25 protein-coding genes are annotated in these 21,221 nt (G+C 65.5%); 13 read left to right on the top strand and 12 right to left on the bottom strand.

Going from position 1 to position 21,221, the window contains the following annotated elements; all coding sequences use genetic code 11:
- Positions 1 to 2 precede the first annotated feature (2 nt).
- Genes secF through QX108_RS04145 form a run of 3 tightly spaced genes read left to right on the top strand, consistent with a single transcriptional unit; the run spans position 3 to position 2,290 of the window.
- Positions 3 to 1,010 (top strand): protein translocase subunit SecF, encoded by a 1,008-nt coding sequence (gene secF, locus QX108_RS04155; protein ID WP_172133172.1) that lies wholly within the window; start codon positions 3 to 5, stop codon positions 1,008 to 1,010.
- Positions 1,011 to 1,052: 42 nt separating this feature from the next.
- Positions 1,053 to 1,430: an Mth938-like domain-containing protein gene (locus QX108_RS04150; RefSeq protein WP_315778624.1), complete on the top strand. Its 378-nt coding sequence runs from the start codon at positions 1,053 to 1,055 to the stop codon at positions 1,428 to 1,430.
- Positions 1,427 to 2,290 (top strand): phytoene/squalene synthase family protein, encoded by an 864-nt coding sequence (locus QX108_RS04145; RefSeq protein ID WP_315778626.1) that lies wholly within the window; start codon positions 1,427 to 1,429, stop codon positions 2,288 to 2,290. Before QX108_RS04150 ends, QX108_RS04145 begins: the two co-directional genes overlap by 4 nt.
- Before the next feature lie 14 nt (positions 2,291 to 2,304).
- Here QX108_RS04145 and QX108_RS04140 read toward each other — a convergent pair whose 3' ends face one another.
- The 5 genes from QX108_RS04140 to QX108_RS04120 all read right to left on the bottom strand — a co-directional run bounded on the left by QX108_RS04140 (position 2,305) and on the right by QX108_RS04120 (position 7,051).
- Entirely contained in the window at positions 2,305 to 2,997 is a 693-nt protein-coding gene (locus QX108_RS04140; protein ID WP_315720263.1) for a TauD/TfdA family dioxygenase, read from the bottom strand.
- A gap of 243 nt (positions 2,998 to 3,240) precedes the next feature.
- Positions 3,241 to 4,131 (bottom strand): TauD/TfdA family dioxygenase, encoded by an 891-nt coding sequence (locus QX108_RS04135; protein WP_315778628.1) that lies wholly within the window; start codon positions 4,129 to 4,131, stop codon positions 3,241 to 3,243.
- Between the two features lie 69 nt (positions 4,132 to 4,200).
- The gene (locus QX108_RS04130; RefSeq protein ID WP_315778630.1) at positions 4,201 to 5,301 is read right to left on the bottom strand and encodes an AMP-binding enzyme; all 1,101 of its coding nucleotides are present in this window, start codon (positions 5,299 to 5,301) and stop codon (positions 4,201 to 4,203) included.
- Positions 5,302 to 5,308: 7 nt separating this feature from the next.
- A complete protein-coding gene (gene trmFO / locus QX108_RS04125; RefSeq protein WP_315778632.1) occupies positions 5,309 to 6,742 on the bottom strand; it encodes a methylenetetrahydrofolate--tRNA-(uracil(54)-C(5))-methyltransferase (FADH(2)-oxidizing) TrmFO in 1,434 nt (477 codons plus the stop codon).
- A gap of 156 nt (positions 6,743 to 6,898) precedes the next feature.
- Positions 6,899 to 7,051 (bottom strand): DUF1127 domain-containing protein, encoded by a 153-nt coding sequence (locus QX108_RS04120; protein ID WP_172108605.1) that lies wholly within the window; start codon positions 7,049 to 7,051, stop codon positions 6,899 to 6,901.
- Between the two features lie 476 nt (positions 7,052 to 7,527).
- Between QX108_RS04120 and QX108_RS04115 the strand changes: the two genes are divergently transcribed.
- Entirely contained in the window at positions 7,528 to 7,794 is a 267-nt protein-coding gene (locus QX108_RS04115) for a hypothetical protein (protein ID WP_315779482.1), read from the top strand.
- Between the two features lie 72 nt (positions 7,795 to 7,866).
- Here the strand turns inward: QX108_RS04115 and QX108_RS04110 are convergent, their stop codons facing one another.
- Both QX108_RS04110 and QX108_RS04105 read right to left on the bottom strand, forming a co-directional pair.
- Positions 7,867 to 8,688, bottom strand: coding sequence for a lytic murein transglycosylase (locus QX108_RS04110; RefSeq protein WP_315720258.1), 822 nt, complete (start codon positions 8,686 to 8,688; stop codon positions 7,867 to 7,869).
- A gap of 198 nt (positions 8,689 to 8,886) precedes the next feature.
- Entirely contained in the window at positions 8,887 to 9,798 is a 912-nt protein-coding gene (locus QX108_RS04105) for a DUF2189 domain-containing protein (RefSeq protein WP_315778635.1), read from the bottom strand.
- A 400-nt stretch (positions 9,799 to 10,198) separates the two neighbouring features.
- On the opposite strand from QX108_RS04105, the gene QX108_RS04100 reads away from it, so the two are divergent.
- Positions 10,199 to 10,606 carry a DUF3597 domain-containing protein gene (locus tag QX108_RS04100; protein WP_315720256.1) on the top strand — a complete coding sequence of 136 codons (408 nt, stop codon included), beginning with the start codon at positions 10,199 to 10,201 and terminating at the stop codon, positions 10,604 to 10,606.
- A gap of 94 nt (positions 10,607 to 10,700) precedes the next feature.
- Here the strand turns inward: QX108_RS04100 and QX108_RS04095 are convergent, their stop codons facing one another.
- From QX108_RS04095 to QX108_RS04080, 4 genes are all read right to left on the bottom strand, one after another.
- Entirely contained in the window at positions 10,701 to 10,865 is a 165-nt protein-coding gene (locus QX108_RS04095) for a DUF1127 domain-containing protein (protein WP_315778637.1), read from the bottom strand.
- A 115-nt stretch (positions 10,866 to 10,980) separates the two neighbouring features.
- Positions 10,981 to 11,253: a GNAT family N-acetyltransferase gene (locus QX108_RS04090; RefSeq protein WP_172108615.1), complete on the bottom strand. Its 273-nt coding sequence runs from the start codon at positions 11,251 to 11,253 to the stop codon at positions 10,981 to 10,983.
- A 6-nt stretch (positions 11,254 to 11,259) separates the two neighbouring features.
- Positions 11,260 to 11,799, bottom strand: a complete 540-nt coding sequence (locus QX108_RS04085) for a DUF3828 domain-containing protein (RefSeq protein ID WP_315778639.1) — start codon at positions 11,797 to 11,799, stop codon at positions 11,260 to 11,262.
- Between the two features lie 7 nt (positions 11,800 to 11,806).
- Positions 11,807 to 12,046, bottom strand: coding sequence for a hypothetical protein (locus QX108_RS04080; RefSeq protein ID WP_210261979.1), 240 nt, complete (start codon positions 12,044 to 12,046; stop codon positions 11,807 to 11,809).
- A gap of 18 nt (positions 12,047 to 12,064) precedes the next feature.
- Between QX108_RS04080 and QX108_RS04075 the strand changes: the two genes are divergently transcribed.
- The 6 genes from QX108_RS04075 to QX108_RS04050 all read left to right on the top strand — a co-directional run bounded on the left by QX108_RS04075 (position 12,065) and on the right by QX108_RS04050 (position 18,743).
- Positions 12,065 to 13,666 carry an acyl-CoA synthetase gene (locus QX108_RS04075; RefSeq protein WP_315778642.1) on the top strand — a complete coding sequence of 534 codons (1,602 nt, stop codon included), beginning with the start codon at positions 12,065 to 12,067 and terminating at the stop codon, positions 13,664 to 13,666.
- A 6-nt stretch (positions 13,667 to 13,672) separates the two neighbouring features.
- A complete protein-coding gene (locus QX108_RS04070) occupies positions 13,673 to 14,530 on the top strand; it encodes a PCC domain-containing protein (protein WP_315778644.1) in 858 nt (285 codons plus the stop codon).
- Between the two features lie 75 nt (positions 14,531 to 14,605).
- Positions 14,606 to 15,376 carry an AAA family ATPase gene (locus QX108_RS04065; RefSeq protein ID WP_315720250.1) on the top strand — a complete coding sequence of 257 codons (771 nt, stop codon included), beginning with the start codon at positions 14,606 to 14,608 and terminating at the stop codon, positions 15,374 to 15,376.
- An 818-nt stretch (positions 15,377 to 16,194) separates the two neighbouring features.
- Positions 16,195 to 16,881, top strand: coding sequence for a UPF0149 family protein (locus QX108_RS04060; RefSeq protein ID WP_315720249.1), 687 nt, complete (start codon positions 16,195 to 16,197; stop codon positions 16,879 to 16,881).
- A gap of 114 nt (positions 16,882 to 16,995) precedes the next feature.
- On the top strand, positions 16,996 to 17,562 hold the full coding sequence (locus tag QX108_RS04055) for an SRPBCC family protein (protein WP_315720248.1): 567 nt from the start codon (positions 16,996 to 16,998) through the stop codon (positions 17,560 to 17,562).
- A gap of 281 nt (positions 17,563 to 17,843) precedes the next feature.
- A complete protein-coding gene (locus QX108_RS04050) occupies positions 17,844 to 18,743 on the top strand; it encodes a cytochrome D1 domain-containing protein (protein WP_315726184.1) in 900 nt (299 codons plus the stop codon).
- A gap of 81 nt (positions 18,744 to 18,824) precedes the next feature.
- Here the strand turns inward: QX108_RS04050 and QX108_RS04045 are convergent, their stop codons facing one another.
- The gene (locus QX108_RS04045) at positions 18,825 to 19,478 is read right to left on the bottom strand and encodes an HAD-IA family hydrolase (RefSeq protein ID WP_315778647.1); all 654 of its coding nucleotides are present in this window, start codon (positions 19,476 to 19,478) and stop codon (positions 18,825 to 18,827) included.
- Between the two features lie 259 nt (positions 19,479 to 19,737).
- Here QX108_RS04045 and QX108_RS04040 point away from each other — a divergent pair, with 259 nt between their 5' ends.
- A complete protein-coding gene (locus QX108_RS04040) occupies positions 19,738 to 20,730 on the top strand; it encodes a lipase family protein (protein WP_315778649.1) in 993 nt (330 codons plus the stop codon).
- Between the two features lie 180 nt (positions 20,731 to 20,910).
- Positions 20,911 to 21,216 (top strand): hypothetical protein, encoded by a 306-nt coding sequence (locus QX108_RS04035; RefSeq protein WP_315778651.1) that lies wholly within the window; start codon positions 20,911 to 20,913, stop codon positions 21,214 to 21,216.
- Positions 21,217 to 21,221: the final 5 nt, after the last annotated feature.

Genomic DNA, 21,221 nt, shown 5'->3' with positions numbered 1-21,221 from the left:
AAGTGACACACTGGGTTCTCATCGGGCTTGGCATCCTGATCGCGGTGCTGACGGTGGTCAGCGCGCTCGGCCTGCTGCCGTCGCTGCGCATCGTTCCCGACGACACGCATTTCGATTTCACGCAGTTCCGGCGCATCAGCTTTCCGATCTCCGCGGCGCTCTCGATCCTCGCGATCGTGCTGTTCTTCACCCACGGTCTTAACCTCGGCATCGACTTTCGCGGCGGCAGCTTGCTGGAGGTGCGGTCCAAGTCGGGTCCCGCCGACATCGCGGGCATGCGCGCGACGCTGGCCAAGCTCGAGCTCGGCGAGGTGCAGCTGCAGCAGTTCGGCGGGCCGGAGGGCGTGCTGATCCGCGTGGCCGAGCAGCCCGGCGGCGACGCCGCGCAGCAGGAAGCCGCCAACAAGGTGAAGGCGGCGATCGGCGATTCCGTCGAGTATCGCCGGGTCGAGGTCGTCGGTCCGCGCGTCTCCGGTGAGTTCCTGGCCGTTGGCATGCTCGGCCTGATGCTCGCGATCGTCTCGATCCTGATCTATCTCTGGTTCCGCTTCGAGTGGCAGTTCGCGCTCGGCGCCATGATCGCCAACGTCCACGACATCGTGCTGACGATCGGCTTCATGTCGATCAGCCAGGTCGATTTCGACCTCACCAGCATCGCGGCGCTGCTGACCATCCTCGGCTATTCGCTCAACGACACCGTCGTCATCTACGACCGTATCCGCGAGATGCTCAGGCGCTACAAGAAGATGCCGATGCCGCAGCTGCTCAACGAGTCGATCAATTCGACGCTGTCGCGCTCGATCATCACCCACGTCACCGTCACCCTGGCGCTGCTCGCGCTGCTGCTGTTCGGCGGCCCGGCGATCCACAGCTTCACCGCTGTGATGATGTTCGGCGTCGTGCTGGTCGGCACCTACACCTCGATCTTCATCGCTGCACCGATCCTGATCTATCTCGGCGTTGGGACGATCCGGGGTGACCAGGTCGACGAGCCGAAGAAGAAGCCCTGATCAGCCATTGGACCCGGATCGGGGTTGAGAGGTTGGTCTCGCATGTCAGCTGACACGCCACATTTCCCGCGGTCCGCGCCGATCGACGGCTATGGCAAAGGCGGCTTCGCCTTTGCCGACATGTCGCATCGCGGCTCGCTGCTGTGCCTGCCGGATTCGATCTGGGCCTGGGACGTCACCCAGCCGAGTCAGATCGACCGCTATGCGCTGCAGCGCGTGTTCGATGCAGCGAACAAGATCGACACGCTGATCGTCGGGACCGGGACCGAGGTCTGGATCCCGCCGGCGCCGTTGCGCTCGGCGCTGCGCAACGTGAACGTCGTGCTCGATGCGATGCAGACCGGACCGGCCATCCGCACCTACAACGTCATGATCGGCGAGCGGCGCCGGGTTGCGGCGGCGCTCATTGCCGTCCCATGAGCCAGACCAGCGCTGACAGCGATGCCGCGTTCTGTGCCGGCCTCGTGCGGGAGCATGATTTCGACCGTTACGCCTCGACCTTGTTCGTCGGGCCGGAGATCCGACGGGCATTGCTGTCGCTCTATGCGTTCAACGTCGAGGTCACCCGGATTCGCGATCTGGTCTCGCAGCCGCTGCCGGGCGAGGTTCGCCAGCAATGGTGGCGCGACACCTTGACGGGCCTCGAGCATGGCGGCGTCGAAGGCAATCCCGTTGCCGCCGAACTTCTGTACACCGTACAGCGGTACGCTCTTCCGATCGAGCGGCTGACGCGTCTGGTCGACGAGCATCAGTTCGATCTCTACAACGATCCCATGCCGACCATGGCCGCGCTCGACGGCCATCTCGGTGATACGCGCGGGGCGCTGTTCGCGCTCGCCGCGCAAATCACCGCGCCTCCCTTCGCCGGCGCGGATCATCTGGCGCATCACGCGGGAATCGCACTCGGAATCATGCAGGTGATTGCATCGTTGCCTCGGGATGTCGCTCACCGGCAGCTCTATGTGCCGCTTGATCTCCTTTCCCAGCATGGTGTCGGCCAGGAAGAGATCTTCGCCGGCAAGCCGACGCGAGCGATCCGGGCCCTGCTGGCCGATCTGCGCGGGCAGGCCCGGCAGCATCTGGATCATACGATGGAGCTGGCGCGGGAGGCTCCGCCCGCCGTGCGGCCGGTTCTGTTGCCGCTGGCGTTGGTTCGTCGCGACCTGACGCGGGCTGAGCGCCGCAACGACGATCCGTTCCAGCCGCAGCCCCGCTCACGCCTCGCGACGCTGTGGACGCTGTGGCGCGCAGCGAGGACCGCAAGCTACCGCGGACGTTGACGCCTTTCGCGGGCTCACGCCGTCGGCATCGCATTCCAGAGAGGCGGGCTATGCAGCAGGCGCGGCATGTCGGGCGCCTCGTGGCGGTGGATCGTGCAGCGGGTATCCCAGACGACGAGATCACCAGGCCGACAGGTGTGGGCCCAGCTGAACTCGGGCCGCTCGGCAAGCTGCCAGAGATCATCGAGCAGGGCATCGGACTCGCACCCGGCGAGCCCGACGACGGAGGAATGCCGGCGCTGTCCGAGCGCCAGCATCGAGCGGCCCGTATCGGCATGAATGCCGACCAGCGGATGCACCGGACCTGCGGTGGTGGTGCGGCGCCCATCGTCGGAGGTGTCGGTGGTGAGATGGCGAATCTTCAGATGAGCGACCCGGCTGCGCAACGCGGGCGAGAGCGCGTCATAGGCGGCGTAGAGGCTGCAGAACGACAGCCGGTCGCCGAACGTGGTGCCGGGGGATGTGTAGATCAGATCGGCGTGGCCGAAGCGCCGGCTGAAGGCGGAGATGTCGCGCTCGCCGAGGCGCTGGCCGCGCACCAGCAGCACCTGGTGCTTGAGCAGCGCGCGCATGAACGAAGCGAACGCCCAGTCGTCGAAAGATCTGAGATCGACGTTGCAGACTTCGGCGCCGAGCGCCTTTCCCGTCGGGAGGACCTGGACGAGGCTGCTTTCAGCGCTTCGAGCAACGTTGCTTCTGAGACTCACGTGCGTCATCTCCCAAGTTTCACCAGCGCCTGGGAATCAACCATCGTAATTTGTCGGGGGTGTTTCGGCTCGGAGGCAATTCGCGGAAGGATCGCGGCACGATCTGCCGATTGTCGGCACACTCTGCCGCTCTGAGTCAGAAATTGGACGCTTCAAGGCGGCGCGCGAGGAAATATCAAGCAACCTGCAACTCATTCGCAGGCATCATGACGCTTCAGCGGGCGCGTCGGCCGCGCGAGCGAATCAGCGCGGCCGCTGCGTTCCCTTGATTTGGGTCCGATGCATGATTCGCCGCGCATGATCATCGAACGGATCGCGCCGATGCATCGTCGAGCGATTGTCCCAGATGACGAGATCGCCGACCTTCCACACATGTTCCCAAGCGAAGTCCGGGCGCGCGACGTAGGTCCACAATTCGTCGAGCAGCGTCTCCGACTCGGCAAGCTCGAGGCCGATCAGATACGCGTTGCGACGGCGTCCGAGATACAGCATCTGTCGACCGGACTCGGGATGCGTGCAGACCAGCGGATGAATGGCGCCGGGCGAGGTCCGCGGATCATCCGTCGGCGTGACACCCTGACGGACGAAGCCGCCGCTATTGTAGGTGCCGTCATGCTTGATCTCGAGATCCGCGATACGGCGCTTCAGCTCGGATGGAAGCGCGTCATAGACGGCGTACATGCTGCAGAACGAGGTGTTGCCGCCCACGGGCGGAATCTCCAGCGCATAGAGCGCACTCGCGATCGGTGGCGTGTCGAGATACGACATGTCAGTGTGCCACACCGCTTCGCCCGCGCCCAGGCTGCCGATGGCCTCGCCATTCACCTTCACATTCGAGACGATGTAGATCTCGGGCAGTCCGTCGACGAAGCGGCGTCCATTCTCCTGGACAGGCGCCCAGTCGAGATCGCCGAAGCGGCGGCTGAAGGCGATCAGATCCTGGTCGGACAGATCTTGGCCGCGCACCAGCAGCACGGAATGTTGGTGGAAGGCGCGGAGCAGGGCGCTGAACCCCGCGTCGTCCAGATGTTTGAGGTCGACGTGCCGGACCTCGGCACCGAGCTGCCTGCCCGTCGGAACGATCTCCATGCGGGATGACTGGGAGGCCGTGTCCGCGCGGGTCTCGACGTTCATGGTCCAATCCTCCCCAACGACATCGCAGCTTTGCAGGATACAGCCGGCGGCCTGCGAAGTCTCGTCCGCTCAGGCCGAGGGCAGCTTCAAGTCCGCCTCGAAATTGAACCGGTCGCGCAGGTTCTTTCGCGAGTCGAGGATGTCCTTCAGGAACGCGCGATCGCTGTCGCTGGTGAGCATCGGCTCGATCAGGTCGATCTGGTTCATCGCCACGAGTTGCAGCAGCTCGGTGCGGGGCCGGCCGCTGGCGTCGCGCGGCAGAGCGTGGACGACCTGGATGTGCTCCGGCGGCTTTGGGCCCCTGGCGGCCGCGAGCTCGTCCTGCAACTGAGTTTCAAGCGCAGGCTGCTCGGCCTCGACGAAGGCATAGAGGCCGACGCCGGTGCGGCGATCGGCGAAGGCGACGATCGCTGCGTCGCGCACCCCGGGATTCCTGCGAATCAGATCCATCAGCACCGGCGCGTCGTTCACCAGCCGCCGGCCACCGCCTTCGCGGTCGGTGAAGTTGAAGATGCCGCGAGTGATTGCGCGGTAGACCTTCTTGCCCGTCATCAGCCAGATGCGTGCGAACAGCGATTTCCGCGCCAGGATCTTGCGCTCTTTCGGCGTCAGCGCCTCGGGCGCGTAGGTGCGCTTGTGCTTGAGCAGGTGGCGCAGATCCTCATAGGCCGCGATCCGGAACAGCCGGCTGCGACGCGTGAAGCATGCGGCGAGCTGGAAGTCCGTCACGTAGCAACGGCCGTCATGGCCGACCAGCCAGTTCTGCTCTTTGGCAAGGTCGTTGTGCGTGATCCCGGCGCGATGCAGCCGGCGCATCATCTGCTTGGCCGAGCGGAAATAGGCGACGTTGCCGTGCGGCTTGGCCAGATGCAGCGCCACGCCATTGATGAAGCCGCGCACCAGCGCGCGATCTCCCGCCCACAACAGATCGGGCCCGGCGCTGAGCCCCTTGGCGAGTGCAAGCGCCTTGCGCTCGCGCGCGAACAGATGACGCGCCAGCACGAACGACCACCACGGCACCTCGTCGAGCCGGCGGAGCACCGCATCGACATCGCCGGCCCCGGTCTTGAAGCGGCCACGCTCCACGGTCGAGAACACATCGCGCTTGAGCAGCACGCCTTCGCTCCAGCGCGCCGCCAGCAAGGCAGAGTCGGTCTTCGGCAAGCTCATCGGACTCTCACGCAGCGGCCGCGACGCGCAGATGCTCGGCGATCCAGCGATCGAGATCCGCGAGCGCCCGGGCGCTCATCGCCTGCTTCTTTGCGACCGTCTTCTCGTTGCCCTTGAGCCTTGTTCCATCCGGCTTTCGCGTCGGAGCGGTCGCCAACGGCGGGAACAGGCCGAAATTGATGTTCATCGGCTGGAACGAGCGGGTCGGACCGTCGATCGTCTCGATATGGCCGCCGGTGATGTGCCCGAGCAGCGCGCCGAGCGCAGTGGTCGGGGGCGGCGGCAGGAGAGTCGCGCCGCGCACATCGGCTGCGGCGTATAGCCCTGCGATCAACCCGATGCTCGCCGACTCGACATAGCCTTCGCAGCCGGTCATCTGGCCGGCAAAGCGCAGCCTCGGCTGCACGCGCAGGCGCAACTGCTGGTCGAGCAGCTTCGGCGAGTTCAGAAACGTATTGCGGTGCAGGCCGCCGAGGCGGGCGAACTCCGCGTTTTCGAGGCCGGGAATGGTGCGGAAGATCTGCTGCTGCGGCCCGTATTTCAGTTTCGTCTGGAAGCCGACCATGTTGTAGAGCGTGCCGAGCTTGTTGTCCTGGCGCAACTGCACGATCGCGTACGGCTTGACCGTCGGGTCGTGCGGATTGGTCAACCCGACCGGCTTCATCGGGCCATGCCGCAGCGTCTCGTGGCCGCGCTCCGCCATGACCTCGATCGGCAGGCAGCCGTCGAAATAGGGCGTGTTGGTCTCCCACTCCTTGAAGTCGGTCTTTTCACCTGCGAGCAACGCGGCGACGAAGGCATCGTACTGCTCCCTCGTCATCGGGCAGTTGATGTAATCGGCACCGGTGCCGCCCGGACCAACCTTGTCGTAGCGCGACTGGAACCAGGCCTTCGACATGTCGATCGTGTCCTTGTGGACGATCGGCGCAATGGCATCGAAGAAGGCGAGCGCCGTCTCGTCGGTGAGGTCACGGATCGCTTCGGCCAGCGGTTGCGCGGTGAGGGGACCGGTCGCGATGATGACCCGGCTCCAATCGGCGGGCGGAACGCCGGAGATCTCGCCGCGGCGCAGCGCGATGCGGGGATGCCCTTCCAGAGCCGCAGCGACGGCCGCCGAGAAGCCATCACGGTCGACCGCCAGCGCACCACCGGCCGGGACCTGGTTGGCGTCGGCGGCGCGCATGATCAGCGAGCCGAGCCGGCGCATCTCCGCATGCAGCAGGCCGACGGCGTTGTTGGCGGCATCGTCGGAGCGGAACGAGTTGGAGCAGACGAGCTCCGCCGGCGTGGCGGTCCGATGTGCCTCGGTCATGCGGTCGGGCCGCATCTCGTGCAGCACCACGTCGACCCCGGCCTCAGCAAGCTGCCAGGCGGCTTCGGAGCCGGCGAGGCCGGCGCCGACAACGTGGACGGTATTGGAAGGTGATTTGGTGCCTGTCATGCGCGGGACAGGTAGCGCTTTTCCTCACCGCTGCAAATGCGCCAGTGCGGTTCAGTGCGAGAAACCGGGCGCGTGTGTTGCGTGTGGGAAGCCCTGGAAACGGCAACGCCCGCAGCGAGGCGGGCGATGTCCGGTCGATATCGGAAGAAGGCTTGATCAGCCGTTGTATTGGCCAGCGGCAACGCGCGGGATGTCCGAACGGTCGAGACCGATGTCGGCGAGTTCGCGATCGCTGAGCTGCGACAGCTCGGCAACGTTGCGCTGATACTCACGGAACGCCTGGACCATGCGGATGAGCGAGAGCAACATGAATATTCTCCTTTAGTTCGCGATTCAGTTCTTCGTGTGAACCTCATCGTTGAAATGAACATAGAAGAGATTGTTGCGATGCGGAAGCGCTGATGTTGCGATGCAGCTAAACCGTCGGCGCATAGCTTGGGTAACGCTTGAGTAAGAATCGGGCAGGGGCGCTCAGCGGGTAAGCGTCTATCGAAAACCTCCGTAATCATGCGGTTTTTCAATCGTTCGTCGAGTCGCTCAATCGATCGACCGGCCCTGCGACTGAGGAGCCATCAAGTGTCGATCGTCCCACGGGCCTCGTAGGAGTGCATGGGTCCTGGGTTGTGAATTTATATTCATTATTTGATGCCACGACCCCCGGGCCGATGGGCGCCATCACGTGCCGCTCGCAAGGATTTCATTTCGCTGGAATGTCCGGGAGGTGCGACAAAGTGTCGCGGTGGAGGGCAATGATGCCGACGCCATCGCACCAGCGAGGAAAAACAATGAACAGCAAACTGTTGGGGGCCGCGCTCGCCGTCGCGGCGATGACAATCTTCGGGCCGGCCCAGGCGGCGAGGATGCACGGCACCGGCTGCAGCGGGGCCAACTTGGAAAAAACGGAGACCGCGATCGAGGCGATGGCCGATGGCGATGCCAGATACACCGCGCAGCGGGAGATCGCGGCGGCCCAGGATGCGCTGCTGAGCGGCAAGATGGGCGCTTGCAGCGTTCATCTGACCAAGGCGATGCAGGCCGGGATGATCAAGTAGCGCGTCGTTCGTTCGCATCGTCGAACCCACGGCCGGTTGCCTCACCGCGATCGGCCTTTTCTGTGGCGCAGGCTACGGCGCCCGCGCCAGCTGGGTCGCAAACGTTGCGATCGTCCGCGCATAGACCTCGCTCTTGTTCCACTGCTGAATGATCGCGAAATTCGGGCTGCCGGGCTCCCAATCCTTGCCCTTCTGCCAGCCATAGCCCTTCAAATAGTTCGCGGTGGAGGCGAGCACGTCGGGCACGTTGCGGATCAGGTCACGGCGGCCGTTGCCGTCGAAATCGACCGCGTATTTCATCCAGGATGACGGCATGAATTGCGTCTGCCCGATCTCGCCGGCCCAGGCGCCGCGCATCTCGGCAGGCTGGAGATCGCCGCGGTCGACGATGCGCAGGGCGTCCATCAACTCGCCGCGGAACTGCTCGGCCCGCCGGCAATCATGAGCCAAGGTCGCCAGCGCCCGGATGGTCGGAAACTTGCCGACATTGACGCCGAAATCGGTCTCCAGCCCCCAGATCGCGACCAGCACCTCGCCCGGCACCCCGTAGCTCTGCTCGATCCGCGACAGCACCGAGCCGTATTGCTTGAGCATGTTGGAGCCGCGGGTCAGGCGCGGCGGCACCATGCGCCCGGAGAACTCCTCGAAGGTCTGGCTGAACACTTTCTGACCGCGGTCGCGATTGAGCACGCTCGGGTCGGGGGTGACGCCCGTCAGCGCGGCGTTGATCGCATTCTGCGAGATGCCCTTCGCCGCCGCCTCGGTCTTGAGTTCGGCAAGCCACGCATCGAAATTTCCGGTCCCGCAGGGAACGGCCGCCCTGGCCGGTGAGGTGAGGGCCAATAGGACAGCGAGACAGGCAAAGGCTGGGGCAGTGAGAACGCGAGCAATCATCGAAACACCTGAACGGCAATGGACTCAAAATAGGACGTGGGGACGTGCTCCATGTCGGGCGCAACCGCGGCAGCAACAAGGCCTGCCGATCACATTGATGTCGGTTTTCGCGACTGCGCCGCTATCGTCCATTACCGCCGGCCTGCAAGACGCCGCCGGCCCGTGGGCCGGCGGCAATGACAACTCATCGGTGCGCCCTCACATCGAGTCACGCGAGCGCCATGGGAAGAGGTTCGCGGGAAAATCCGCCGCCGGCTTCGACCCGCGCGGAGCCGGCCGCATGATCGGCGCGGCGTCGGGGTGGATCGCGATCGCCTCGCGATAGAGATGCCAGGTGGCGTGGCCGAGCACCGGGATCACCACCGCGAGGCCCAGGAAGAACGGGATCGTGCCGGCCACCAGCAGCACCGCGACGATCAGGCCCCAGGTGGCGACCGGGATCGGGTTCTGTGCCGCTACGCGCAGCGAGGTCACCACTGCCTCGAGTGCGCCGGCATGACGGTCGAGCATCAGGGGGAACGAGACGATGCTGAGGCACAGCGCCAGCAGTGCAAACAGGAAGCCCGCACCGCAGCCGACCGCGATCAGCCACCATCCTTGCGGCGTGGTGAACACGCGCTGAAGGAACTCGCTCGTACTGGCCGCGCCGCCATAGCCGAACACCGCGACGTAGATCGCCTGCGCCGTCGCCACCCAGGTGACGAACAGTGCGAGCAGCAATGTGCCGAGTCCCAGCATCGCACCGAACGAGGGCGAGCGCAGCACATCGAACGCATCCCATGCGCTGGCTTCCTCGCCGCGATCGCGGCGGCTGCTGAGCTCATAGAGTCCGAGCGCCGCGAACGGGCCGAGCAGGGCGAAACCGGCCGCCAGCGGGAACAGCAACGGCAGCACCGCATAGCCGAATACGGCGCGCGCCAGCACCAGACCGAGCACGGGATAGATCGCGCACAGCATCACGGCATGGCTGGGAACAGCCTTGAAATCATCCCAGCCGAGCCGCAGCGCGCGCGTCAGGCTCGAAAAGTCGATCGTGCGGATCGTGATCTCCGCTGCGACCTCGTCGGCGGGCCGCAGATGTGCCGCGGCATTGCTGTGATAGGTGGCCATCGTCGTTCGCTCCCTCATCTCGTGTGGGGCGCTTCCCAACCACGCAGGCCGGGCTGCGCTCGTCGTTGGACGGTTTCGCGGATGGCCAGACGCGACGAACCTCAGGGCGGCCATTCGCGAACGGAAGCGAAGAGCATAATGGTGATCGCGGCAGCGCCTACTCACGCCTCGGTGAGTGTTGTGAATGTCGCGGTGCATTAGAGCCACGTTCGCCATCCATGAAGCTGAGCATTCCCCGGACAAAGTCATTCCGCCGTCATTCCGCCTTCGGTAAGCTTCACAATCGTCGCCGTGTTCGCTTGGCAGGCGACCGGGGGCGAAGAGGCTGTGACGGGCAGCTCCGCAACGGAACACCGCCGGCCGAGTTCTTCATTCGATCACTATCCATTGGGAGCCATTGATGAGCGTTTTCGGAAAGATCATGGGCGCGATTTTCGGTCATCATGCCGAGGCCGCGCCGGCCGGTGGCAGTGCGCCTGCCACGGGCGGCAGCGCGCCAGCGGGCGGCACCGCAGCGGCTCCGACGGCGGCCCCTGCTGCTGCGCCGCAAAACGTCGACGTGGCTGCAATCGTCGACAAGGCCGCGGCGGCCAAGCATGAGAAGCTGGAGTGGCGCACCTCGATCGTCGACCTGATGAAGGCGCTCGACATCGATTCGAGCCTGGCCGCGCGCAAGGAGCTCGCCAAGGAGCTCGGCTACAGCGGCGACACCAACGACTCCGCCAGCATGAATGTCTGGCTGCACAAGCAGGTCATGAGCAAGCTCGCGGCCAATGGCGGCAAGCTGCCGCCGGAGATCAAGCACTGAGCGTGTGCCGCTCTCGTTCAAAAAGCGAAAGGCCCGCCATCGTGCGGGCCTTCGTCGTCTCTGATCGCGTGTTGGATGGCGGTGCGTGAGCGCCTCAGGCGCGCGCGAGCGCGGCGCGCTCCCATGCCTGCGCATACATCTGGTCGCGGTTGACCCCGATGTCGCGCAGCGTGCGATCGTCGAGCCGTTCGAGGCAGGCGAGCTGGGCGCGGTAGTGAACGTAGCGCTTGAGAACGTCGAAAATGGCGGTGATGAACATGAGCCTCTCCCCATTGGTCTGGTTGTCTGTTCGGCGGGGGATTGCTGATCCATCCGGGTAGCCATTGCGTTAATGTGGGTGCTGAGCTCGCTCCGTTCGGTAGTTCTACGGGTCGTCAGGCCATGATGTCGCGGTTCTCCGGGTGATCCCTGAGGTAATCGGCGACGAAGCTGCAGCCTGCGGCGACCTTGCGTCCCTCGCTGCGGATCAGCTCCAGCGCGCCCTTGACCAGCTCGGACGCGATGCCCCGCCCGCGGAGCGGACGCGGCGTCTCGGTGTGGGTGATGATCACCGCCTGCGGTGTCGCGCGATAATTGGCGAACGCGATGCTGCCTTCGATGTCGAGCTCGAAGCGGCTCTCGGCCTTGTTGTCGCGGACGGTGGTCATGATGCTCTACCTTCGTTTCGGTTTGTCGGTCAGCTTGATGAACTCGGCCAGCATGTCGCGGATCGACCACGGCTTGCCATCAATGGCGCCGCGGATGTCGTCGATCTTCCATTGGCCGGTATCGCGCACGAAGTCATAACGGATGACGTTGTCGGCCTGTTCCTTGCGATCGTCGCGGTGGCCGGCGATGGTGACGGCGATGGTCGCCTTGTCGGCGTCCTGCTTTTCGGGTGTCACCTTGAACGATGCGACGTCGGGATCCTGGGAATTGGTGATCGGATCGAAGTCGACCGCGCCAACCTCGCCCTTGGGCGTGCGGGCATCCATCGTCGCCCATTGGGCCGCCAGCGACTTCGACAGATATTTGGCCCGTGCTGCCTTGGTCTCGATGACGAAATTGCCGCCGTCCTCGCCCTTGCCCTTGGCGACGCGGGTGTAGATCGCGGTCATGATGCCCACCGGATCGTTGGCGGGGGCCTGCGCGTGAACAGGCGAGACGGCCAGCAAGCTGGCGAGGCTGAGCAGCAGGAGACGGCGATCGATCATGGTGTCCTCAAATCAGATTCGGTGCGCCGGGGATGCAGGAATTCGGGATGGACGACAGCGCGGCCGGCAGGGTTTTGTCGCACGGCGCCTGCATTCGTTCGAATGAGGCGGCTGCATGGGTGCGATGGCCCGGGTGATCTTGCGACGGCTTGCGGTACCACGATAAACAGGCACGGAGCAGGGCGGCCGAGATCGCCCCGGGATCGATCGAGGGGACGCCGCCAATGGTTTTGTTCATCAGCTGCAAGCAAGCGAGGGCCCCTCGATGACCACCGGATCCCTGCGCATGTCGCGGCGGGTGATGAACCTCGCGCATATCGTGACCCAGAACGGCCGTCGGCTCGCAGACCGCATCGGCTTCGTGTGGGGGGAACGTTCGTGGACCTGGCGCGAGATCGACGCGATGGTCTCGGCGCTGGCTGCGGGGCTCGCCGCGCAAGGGATCGCCAAGGGCGACCGCATCCTGGTGCATTCCAAGAATTGCGAGGAGATGTTCGTCTCGATGTTCGCCGCGTTCCGGCTCGGCGCGGTCTGGGTGCCCACCAATTTCCGCCTGATGCCAGACGAGGTCGCCTATCTCGCCACCGCCTCGGGCGCAAAGGCCTTCCTCTGCCATGGCGATTTTCCCGAGCATGCCGCGGCGGTGACGACGGCAGCATTCACCTGGCGCGTCGGCGAGAGTGGCGATCTCGGCACCCGCTCCGTTGGTGAGGTGATGAAGGCGCATGCGGGGGCGGATGTCGCGAACGCAGCGGTGGAGCACGACGATCCCTGCTGGTTCTTCTTCACCTCCGGCACGACGGGCCGCTCGAAAGCTGCAGTGCTCACCCATGGCCAGATGGCCTTCGTCATCACCAACCATCTCGCCGACCTGACGCCGGGCACGACCGAGCACGACGCGTCGCTGGTGGTTGCGCCGCTGTCGCATGGCGCGGGCGTGCACCAGCTGATGCAGAGCGCGCGCGGCGCCAAGACCGTGCTGCTGCCGAGCGAGAAGTTCGATATCGCCGAGGCCTTCCGGCTGATCGAGAGGCATCGCGTCAGCAATCTGTTCACCGTGCCGACGATCCTGAAGATGATGGTCGAGCATCCTGCGGTCGAGCAGTTCGATCATTCCTCGCTGCGCCACGTCATCTATGCCGGTGCACCGATGTACCGCGAGGACCAGAAGCGCGCGCTGGCGCGGCTCGGCAAGGTCATCGTGCAGTATTTCGGGCTCGGCGAGGTCACCGGCAACATCACCGTGCTGCCGGCCGCCGCGCATGAGGAGGAGGACGGACCCGACGCGCGGATCGGCAGCTGCGGCTATGAGCGCACGGGCATGCAGGTCTCGATCCAGGACGATCAAGGCCGCGAGCTGAACTCGGGCGAGACCGGCGAGATCTGCGTCATCGGGCCGGCGGTGTTCGCGGGCTACTACGACAATCCCGAAGCCAATGCGAAGGCATTCCGCGACGGCTGGTTCCGCACCGGCGATCTCGGTCACATGGACGCGCAGGGCTTCGTCTACATCACCGGCCGCGCGTCCGACATGTACATCTCCGGCGGCTCCAACATCTATCCGCGCGAGGTCGAGGAAAAGATCCTGACCCATCCGGATATCGGCGAGGTCGCCGTGCTCGGCGTGCCCGATCCGGTGTGGGGCGAGGTCGGCGTCGCCGTCTGCGTGGCGCGCGACGGCGCGGCGGCACCGAGCGAAAGCGCCATCGCCGGCTATCTCGCCACCAAGCTGCCGCGCTACAAGATGCCGAAGCGGTTCTTTTTCTGGGATGCCTTGCCGAAGTCGGGCTATGGCAAGATCCCGAAGCGCTTGGTGCGCGACGAGCTCGAGGCGCGCGGCCTGCTCGACCTCACCAAGCAGGGTTGAAAGTCGATGAGATCGATCACGCAACCCGGCTTGCCGGTCGCCGAGCGAATCCAATGGGTCGAGGCGCGCGGCCGCGCTTTCACGTTCACCATGGAGCAAGGGCAGCCGCTGCTGGAGGCTGCGCGCCGCGGCTTTGCGGCGCACGGATTTGCCGGTGGCGTGCTCGAGATCAAGCGCGGTGCACTCGGACCGTTCGCCTATGTGATGCCGGCGCTGTCGAAGACCGCGGATCACGCTGCGTTCTACAGCGAGACCTATCGTCCCGCCGGCGTGACGCGGCTCTCGACCGCCACGATGACGCTCGGCGTGCGCGACGGCGCGCCATTCTTCCATTGCCACGCGCTGTGGACCGAAGCGGGCGGCCGCGCGGGAGGCGGGCACATCCTGCCGGAGGAAACCGTCGTCGCCGAGCCGTTCGAGGTCACGGCGTTTGGCGTCGATGGGGCGATCTTCGCGGCCGAGCCTGATCCCGAGACCGGCTTCAAGCTGTTCGGACCGGTTCCTGCCGCACCGCGCGGCGCGACGACGGATCGCCGCGCCTTCGCGCTGCGGCTGCGGCCGAACCAGGATTTCGCCGGCTGCCTCGAAGCGTTCTGCAAGACGCAGGGCGTCCGTGAGGCCCGCATCCGCGGCGGCGTCGGTTCGACCATCGGCGCGCGCTTCGACGACGGCGGCGTCGTCGAGCCGTTCGCGACCGAGCTGACCATCACTTCGGGCGCGATCGCGCCCAGCGCCGACGGTCTCCAAGCCACGCTCGACGTCGCGCTGGTCGACTACACCGGAGCGCTGGCGCAGGGCCGTCTGGTGCGCGGTGACAATCCGGTGCTGATGACCATGGAGCTGGTGCTGGAGGTCGTGGCATAGATCGATGGCCGTGGTGGCGGGCGGCGCCTTGATGTGCGAGATTGCCCGTGAGGTCACTGAGGTTGTGTAGACGGCATGGCGAGGAAGCAGCGTGAGATCCGGCTGCGCGCACCCTATCTGAAGCGGCTGTGGCTCGATCCGGCAAAGGTCGATGACCGGACCGCCTATCCGTTCTGCCTGCCGTTTCTCCGCGACGACTTCGAGCTGAGCTTCACCAGCGCGATCACCATCATTGTCGGCGAGAACGGCACCGGGAAGTCGACGTTGCTCGAAGGCATCGCGGCGCTCGCAGGCTATGACGAGGCCGGCGGCGGCAAGGGATACATGCCGGTGAATCACGCCCGCGCGGTGGAGCGCATGGGTGGCGCGCTGGGCAAGGCCTTCCGCGCCGCCTGGCTGCCCAGGATCACGCAAGGCTGGTTCTTCCGCGCCGAAAGCTTCTTCTCGGTGGCGCGCTATCTCGACGAGGCTGCGCTGGACGATCCGCTCGGTGGGCCGCCGCCCGACTTCCTGTCGCATTCGCATGGCGAAGGCTTCCTGCGCTTCTTCGAGGAGCGCTGCCAGCGCCAGGGCATCTACATCTTCGACGAGCCGGAATCGGCGCTGTCGCCTGCGCGCCAGATCGAGTTCCTCAGGCTGATGCGGCGCATGGATGACTCCGGACATTGCCAGCTGCTGATGGCGACGCATTCGCCGGTGCTGATGGCCTATCCCGGCGCGAGCTTGCTGCGCCTGAGCAAGAATGGTCTTGAGCCCGTCCGGGTGCAGGACACCGATCATTTCAAGGCGCTGCGGGAGTTCTGCACCGATCCTGATGGGTTCGTGCAGGGCGTGCTCGCGGAGTGAGGGCACGAGCGCTCTGGTCATCTGCGTGGCTTTGCGCCGCTCGGGACGACAATCACAGCTGTCATCGCCCGGCTTGACCGGGCGATCCATTTCGCCGCGGCCCATCGATCAACAACGACCGCTTCTGGAATACTCGATCGCCCGGTCAAGCCGGGCGATGACAGGGGAGTGTGGGACTGTGGTGTTGCGCAATAAGTTGGCATGAAGCACCGTTCTCGCGATGCCTCTGCATCCGAGCTTTGCCATTCATGTCGCCCTCCGGAAGTGAGAGGGCGCAGGGAAGGCCGGGTGCAGGCCGCACCCATGGCCCGCCTGCGAAAAAAATGCAGGCGGCAGGAACCACAGGATTGGCCGGACAACCGGCCTTCCCTGCGCGACGGTTTACGGCTTATACGCGCTCTCCTCGGTGCACCGGGCTTTTTGGCCACCGTCATCGGCGTGACGCCCTGAAGACATCGACACCCACTTGACCTCAGCGTCGGGAGGTCAGGACCACACGATTTCGCCGTCCGCCCCGAAACCCGTCGTCTGCGCAAAAGCACCGGGTCCGTGACGTCCATCGCATCCCGCCCTCCACGCCCGTGACGACCGCGAAGCGCCCCTCTCGTGAGGGCAGGACGGCGACAGAAAAACCGAAATTCTGCAAAGACGAAAGCGGAATATTTTTCGCGGACCGACTGGACAGGGGTGATGCCGCTGATCCCTTGTCGAAATTTAGATTTTGCGCGCGGCCCTGTTTTGGTGTCAAACGGCAGTGTCGCGGCGTGGGCGTCGGGCAAATCAGGTCGCGACGCGGGCAGGGAAGAGCAGGGTTGCAGATGCCGGAGCGAGCCGATTCTCACGCCGAGCTCGAGCAGGCGCTGCTCGCGCTCGATGACCGGGCCATGGTGCTGGAGGAGCTCGACGGCTTCATCGCCGGTCTGCTGGTTCTGCCCGAGCAGGTCCCACCCGGCGAATGGTTCGCGGCGGCGTTCGGGTTCGGCAGGGGGAAGCGCTCGGTGTTCGCGAGCATCGACCATGCCAACGCGGTGCTCGATCTGGTGATGGCATATTACGACGAGATCGCACGGACGCTGACGCGCGAGCCGGAGCTGTATCAGCCGCGCTTTCCGGTCGATCCCGTGAACGGCGACGTGATGTGGGAGCTGTGGATCGACGGCTTTGCTGCGGCGGTGGACCTCCGTGGCGCGCGGTTCGCCGCCTATCGGCAGGTCGACGGCGACGTCGGCGAGGCGGCGCTGAGACTGATGGTGGCGATCGAGCTGGCGCTTGACGAAGACGGCGATCGTGTCGCCAATCCCGAGCTCGACCGCGCGGCGCCGGCTGACATCCGCGATGCCGTGCTGACCTTGAACCGTCATCGTCGGAGCGGCGCGACCGTGCCCGGCGCACCCGCCTTCACCGAGCAGCCCAATCCGTTCGCGTCATTCGGCAAGATCGGCCGCAACGATCCGTGTCCCTGCGGTTCCGGCCGGAAATACAAGCGCTGCTGCGGCGCGAATTGAGGCGGCCGCGACCGCCACGACACGGTCTTTTTTGTTGCAACAATCCGGTGCGGTGCAAATATGGTGCTGCCCGCGCCGGATGCGCGGGCCAATGAGACTGGTTGAGGAAACGACATGAGGATGGTGTTCGGCAAGGCGCCGGCCGTGACGGCGGCGCTCGCGATCGCAACGGCCCTGACAATCACGGCTCTGACCACGGCGGAAGCGCATGGTCCGACCCGGCGCAAGGTGCAGGAGCATGTCGAGATCAATGCCGCACCCGCCAAGGTGTGGGCCGTGATCGGCAACTTTCAGGACATGAGCTGGCTCGGTCCGGTCGAGAAGACCGCGGGCGACAAGGGCAACGAGATCGGCGCCACGCGCAAGCTGACCCTGAAGGGCGGCGCCACCGTCGATGAGGAGCTCTACAAATACGACGCCGAGAAGATGAGCTATTCGTACCGCATCACGAGTGTCGACGTGAAGGTGCTGCCGGTGACGAACTACTCGTCGACCATCGCGGTGACGCCGACCGCGGACGGCAAGGGCAGCGTGGTCGAATGGACCGGCGCCTTCTACCGCGGCTTCCCGAACAACGACCCGCCGCCGGAGCTGAGCGACGAGGCCGCGGTCGATGCGGTGACCGGGCTCTACAAGGGCGGACTGGAAGGCTTGAAGAAGAAGGTGGAGAGCGGGAGCTAAGGATTGCGGTTGAGGGATCGCTCATGTGGCTCAGCGCGCGCTGCGCTCCCTCTCCCCGTTCTTACGGGGAGAGGGTTGGGGTGAGGGGCAGCCGCACGGGGAGTGTACGTGGGGAGACCCGCATCCTTTCATCCGGATCGGATCTGACGGTGCAATCAGTGCGCGCGCAATTCGTCGCGCCCACGCAGCCGCGCAGAGATAAGGACCAGGGTCACTTCGGCAGCTTTCAAATTCGCGCGGTCTGGTATCGAGTTCTTTTAGTCGGTTCTTTCCTCGCCTGTATCGCCATCACCGCCCACGCCGAGGAAGCCTTCGTCACCAATCAGCTCAGCGATGATCTCACCATCGTCGACCTCGCCACCTCGAAGCCCGTCGCCACCATTCCGATCGGCGGCAAGCCGGCGGGCGTGGCCGTCGCCGCGGACGGGCGCTTCGCCTACGTGGCGAGCCCCGACGACAAATCCGTCAGCGTCCTCGACGCCGTCGCGCGCAAGGTGGTCGGACGTATCGATGTCGGTGGTGGGCCGCTCGGCATCGCCGTGACGCCGGATGGCGCGACGGTCTATGTTGCCGACTGGTACAATGCCGCGATCCGCGTGATCGATGCGAAAGCCCGCGCCGTGACCGGCAGCATCGCTGTCGGCGCATCGCCCTCGGGGCTCGCGGTGACACAAGACGGCAAGCTGCTGCTGTCGGCCGATCGTGACGACGACATGGTCTCGGTGATCGACACCGCGACCCGGCAGCGGCTCAAGACCATCAAGGTGGGCACGCGGCCGTTCGGCATCACCATCGATGCCGAGGGCCGGCGCGCCTACACCGCCAATGTCGGCTCCAACGACGTCTCGGTGATCGATCTCGCCGGCGGCCGTGAGATCGGCCGCATCAAGACCGGCCTGCGGCCCTATGCCGTCGCGCTGGCGCAGGGCAGGGGCTTCGTCACCGACCAGTATGACGGCACGGTGAGCGTGTTCGACATCGCCAGCCTGCAGCCGCTCGAGCGCATCAATGTCGGCGACTATCCCGAAGGCATCGAGGCGACCGCGGACGGCCAGCGGATCATCGTTGCCAATTGGGAGAGCAACATCCTGAGCGTCATCGACGTGGCCGCGTTGAAGGTGACAAGCGAGATCAAGGTCGGCAACGGCCCGCGCGCGTTCGGCGCGTTCCTGCGCCGGTGAGGCGCTTGCGCAGCCCGGATGAGCGCGAGCGACATCCGGGTTCTCCTCCGACATCAGCGATAATCCCCGATGTCGCTGCGCTCATGCGGGCGACGAGGCGGCGGCCTGGGTCACCACCAGCCGCTCCACGATCTCCTCCATCCGCGTGAACACCAGCTCCGGCTGCCGGTCGCGCAGCGCCTTCTCCGCGGCATAGCCCCACGTCACGGCGCCGAACGCGATGCCGGCGGTGCGCGCCGCCTCGATGTCGCGGGTCTCGTCGCCGATCGCGATCACCTCGGCCGGGGTTGCGCCGATGCACTTGACGACACGCTTGAACTTCTTCGCCTTGCCGTACAGCGAGGCGGAGCAGTCATAGACCGAGAACAGCTGCGCCGACGCTCCGAGCTTCTGCCGCGCATTGGCCTCGGTGTCCGACGACACCAGCGCCAGGCGGATGTCCGCCGCTGCCAGCGCCGCCAGCATGGCCTCGACGCCGGCGAACAGCGGAATGCTGGCGGCCTGCTCGGTCTTGAGGCGGCGGATGTGCCGCGCGATCAGCGGCAGCTTCCAGCGCGAGACGCCGAGATGGTTCAGCACCTCGGCGGTCGAGGAATGGCGCAGCAGCTCGACGTCCTCGTCGACGACGGGGCGAAAGCGATAGCGCGCGGCCACCGTATTCACGTTGCGACGAAACCAGGGCAGGCTGTCGGCCAGGGTGCCGTCGAGATCGAAGATGACGAGAGAATAGGGCATCGGACCTGAAGCGGTGGGCGGGACGACGGCAGCATGTTGGTACGACAGCATGCGCCATAGCAACGGCACGCGCACGGCGCAACGTGATCAGGCCGGCGGCCGGTCCGCGCCCGGCGGTCGACGAAGATAATCTGAGGTTGAACATGTTGTGATGTGCACGCCGGATGGGCCGCGGCTATGCTGATGGCAGGCAGGGCGCGCGTTCGCTCGGCCTGCACGATTTGAATCATTTTTTCATTTGCGAGCAGAGAGATTTCACATGGCCCTCAACAAGGTTGCTGCCGCCTATCTGTCCTACTTCGCCTATATCGACGATGCGCTGGACACCGTCCAGCCGAGCGATTTCACCAAGATGCTCAGCGCAGTGCCGTCGGGGGCCGCGAACGGTCCGTGGTCGCTGTGCTGGGGGCCGGCGGTCAACGACGGCGTGCTCGCCTACGTGGCGCAGGGCAATGACGGCAGCTACGCGCTGGCGTTCCGCGGCACCGATGTTGACGGCTCGGTCGCAGGCGCATTCGAGAACGTGCTGGCCGATGCCGATGCGGTCTTTCTGGTGCCCTGGCTGTATCCGCAGCAGACCGGAGCGCCGCAGCAGGTCAGCGCCGGCATCAACGATGCGCTGGCGCTGGCGATGGCGATGACCGACCCCACGACGGACCTGACGCTGCTGGACTATCTGCGCGGTCTTGCCGCCAACCAGAACCTGCAACTGATGGTGACCGGGCACAGCCTGGGCGGCGCGCTTGCCGTCGTCGCAACGGCGTGGCTGCAGGATCAGCTGCCGAAGCTGAATTCGTCGATGACCTTCACGCTGTGGCCGCACAGCTTCGCCGCACCGACGATGTGGAACGACGGCTTCGCGACCACGTTCGCCAAGTCCTACACCTACTACGCTGCCGTCAACAGCAACGACATCGTGCCGATGGGCTGGGCCAATCTGAAGGGCATTCTCGGCACCTATCCGGCGCCGGCCCCGGTGCTGAAGGACACCAACTATTTCTCGATCTACCTGCCGCTGAAGGGGCTCAGCAACACCATCCCGACCTATACGCCGATCACGCCGAGCAATCCGGATGCGTTCACGATTGCGCCGGTCGCGGAGCCGAACGATTCCTGGACTGCGGAGGCGGGGTATATGCATTCGATGCAGTTGCAGTACTTTCCGCACGCGACCGGCACTACGGCGCCGGTGCTGCCGGGAATCACCAAGACGGGCGTGGCGCGTCCGCGCGCGGCTGCCGCCGCGGCGTGAGCGACCGGGGAGCCCGGGCGAGCTCTGGTTCCGATGATTGCTGGACTGCGCCTCGCAAGTCTGCAAGGCGCTGCCCTCTCCGGCAGGATCACGATTGCATCACGGTCGATGTGAGCGTGCGTTGCAGGAACGGTGCTGCACTGCGGTGGTTGACTCCCGACAGGAGCAAGGGAGACCTCCATGCAACGCACGATCAAGATGGCTGCGCTGGCCGCAGCAACCCTGGTGATTGGCACCGCCGCCGCGTCGGCGCAGGGCTATGCCCGCTACGGCGACACGATGGCCTGGGTGCCGCCGGCACAAGGATACGACTCCGAGCCGGTCTATGGCGCGCAGGCCTATGCACCCGGTCCGGCGGCGGGTCCGGTGACCTGGAGCCGCGGCTACAACGGCACCAATCATCCGACCCCCGGCTCGACCCAGGGCGATGTCGGCCCGTCCGGCAACAACAACGGCACGCTGACCGGCGTCTATCGGCAGTGGTAATCGCC

It is taken from the genome of Bradyrhizobium sp. SZCCHNR1002 (assembly GCF_032381435.1).
Taxonomy (GTDB): domain Bacteria; phylum Pseudomonadota; class Alphaproteobacteria; order Rhizobiales; family Xanthobacteraceae; genus Bradyrhizobium; species Bradyrhizobium aeschynomenes.
This window is presented reverse-complemented; position numbering and strand designations above follow the sequence as displayed.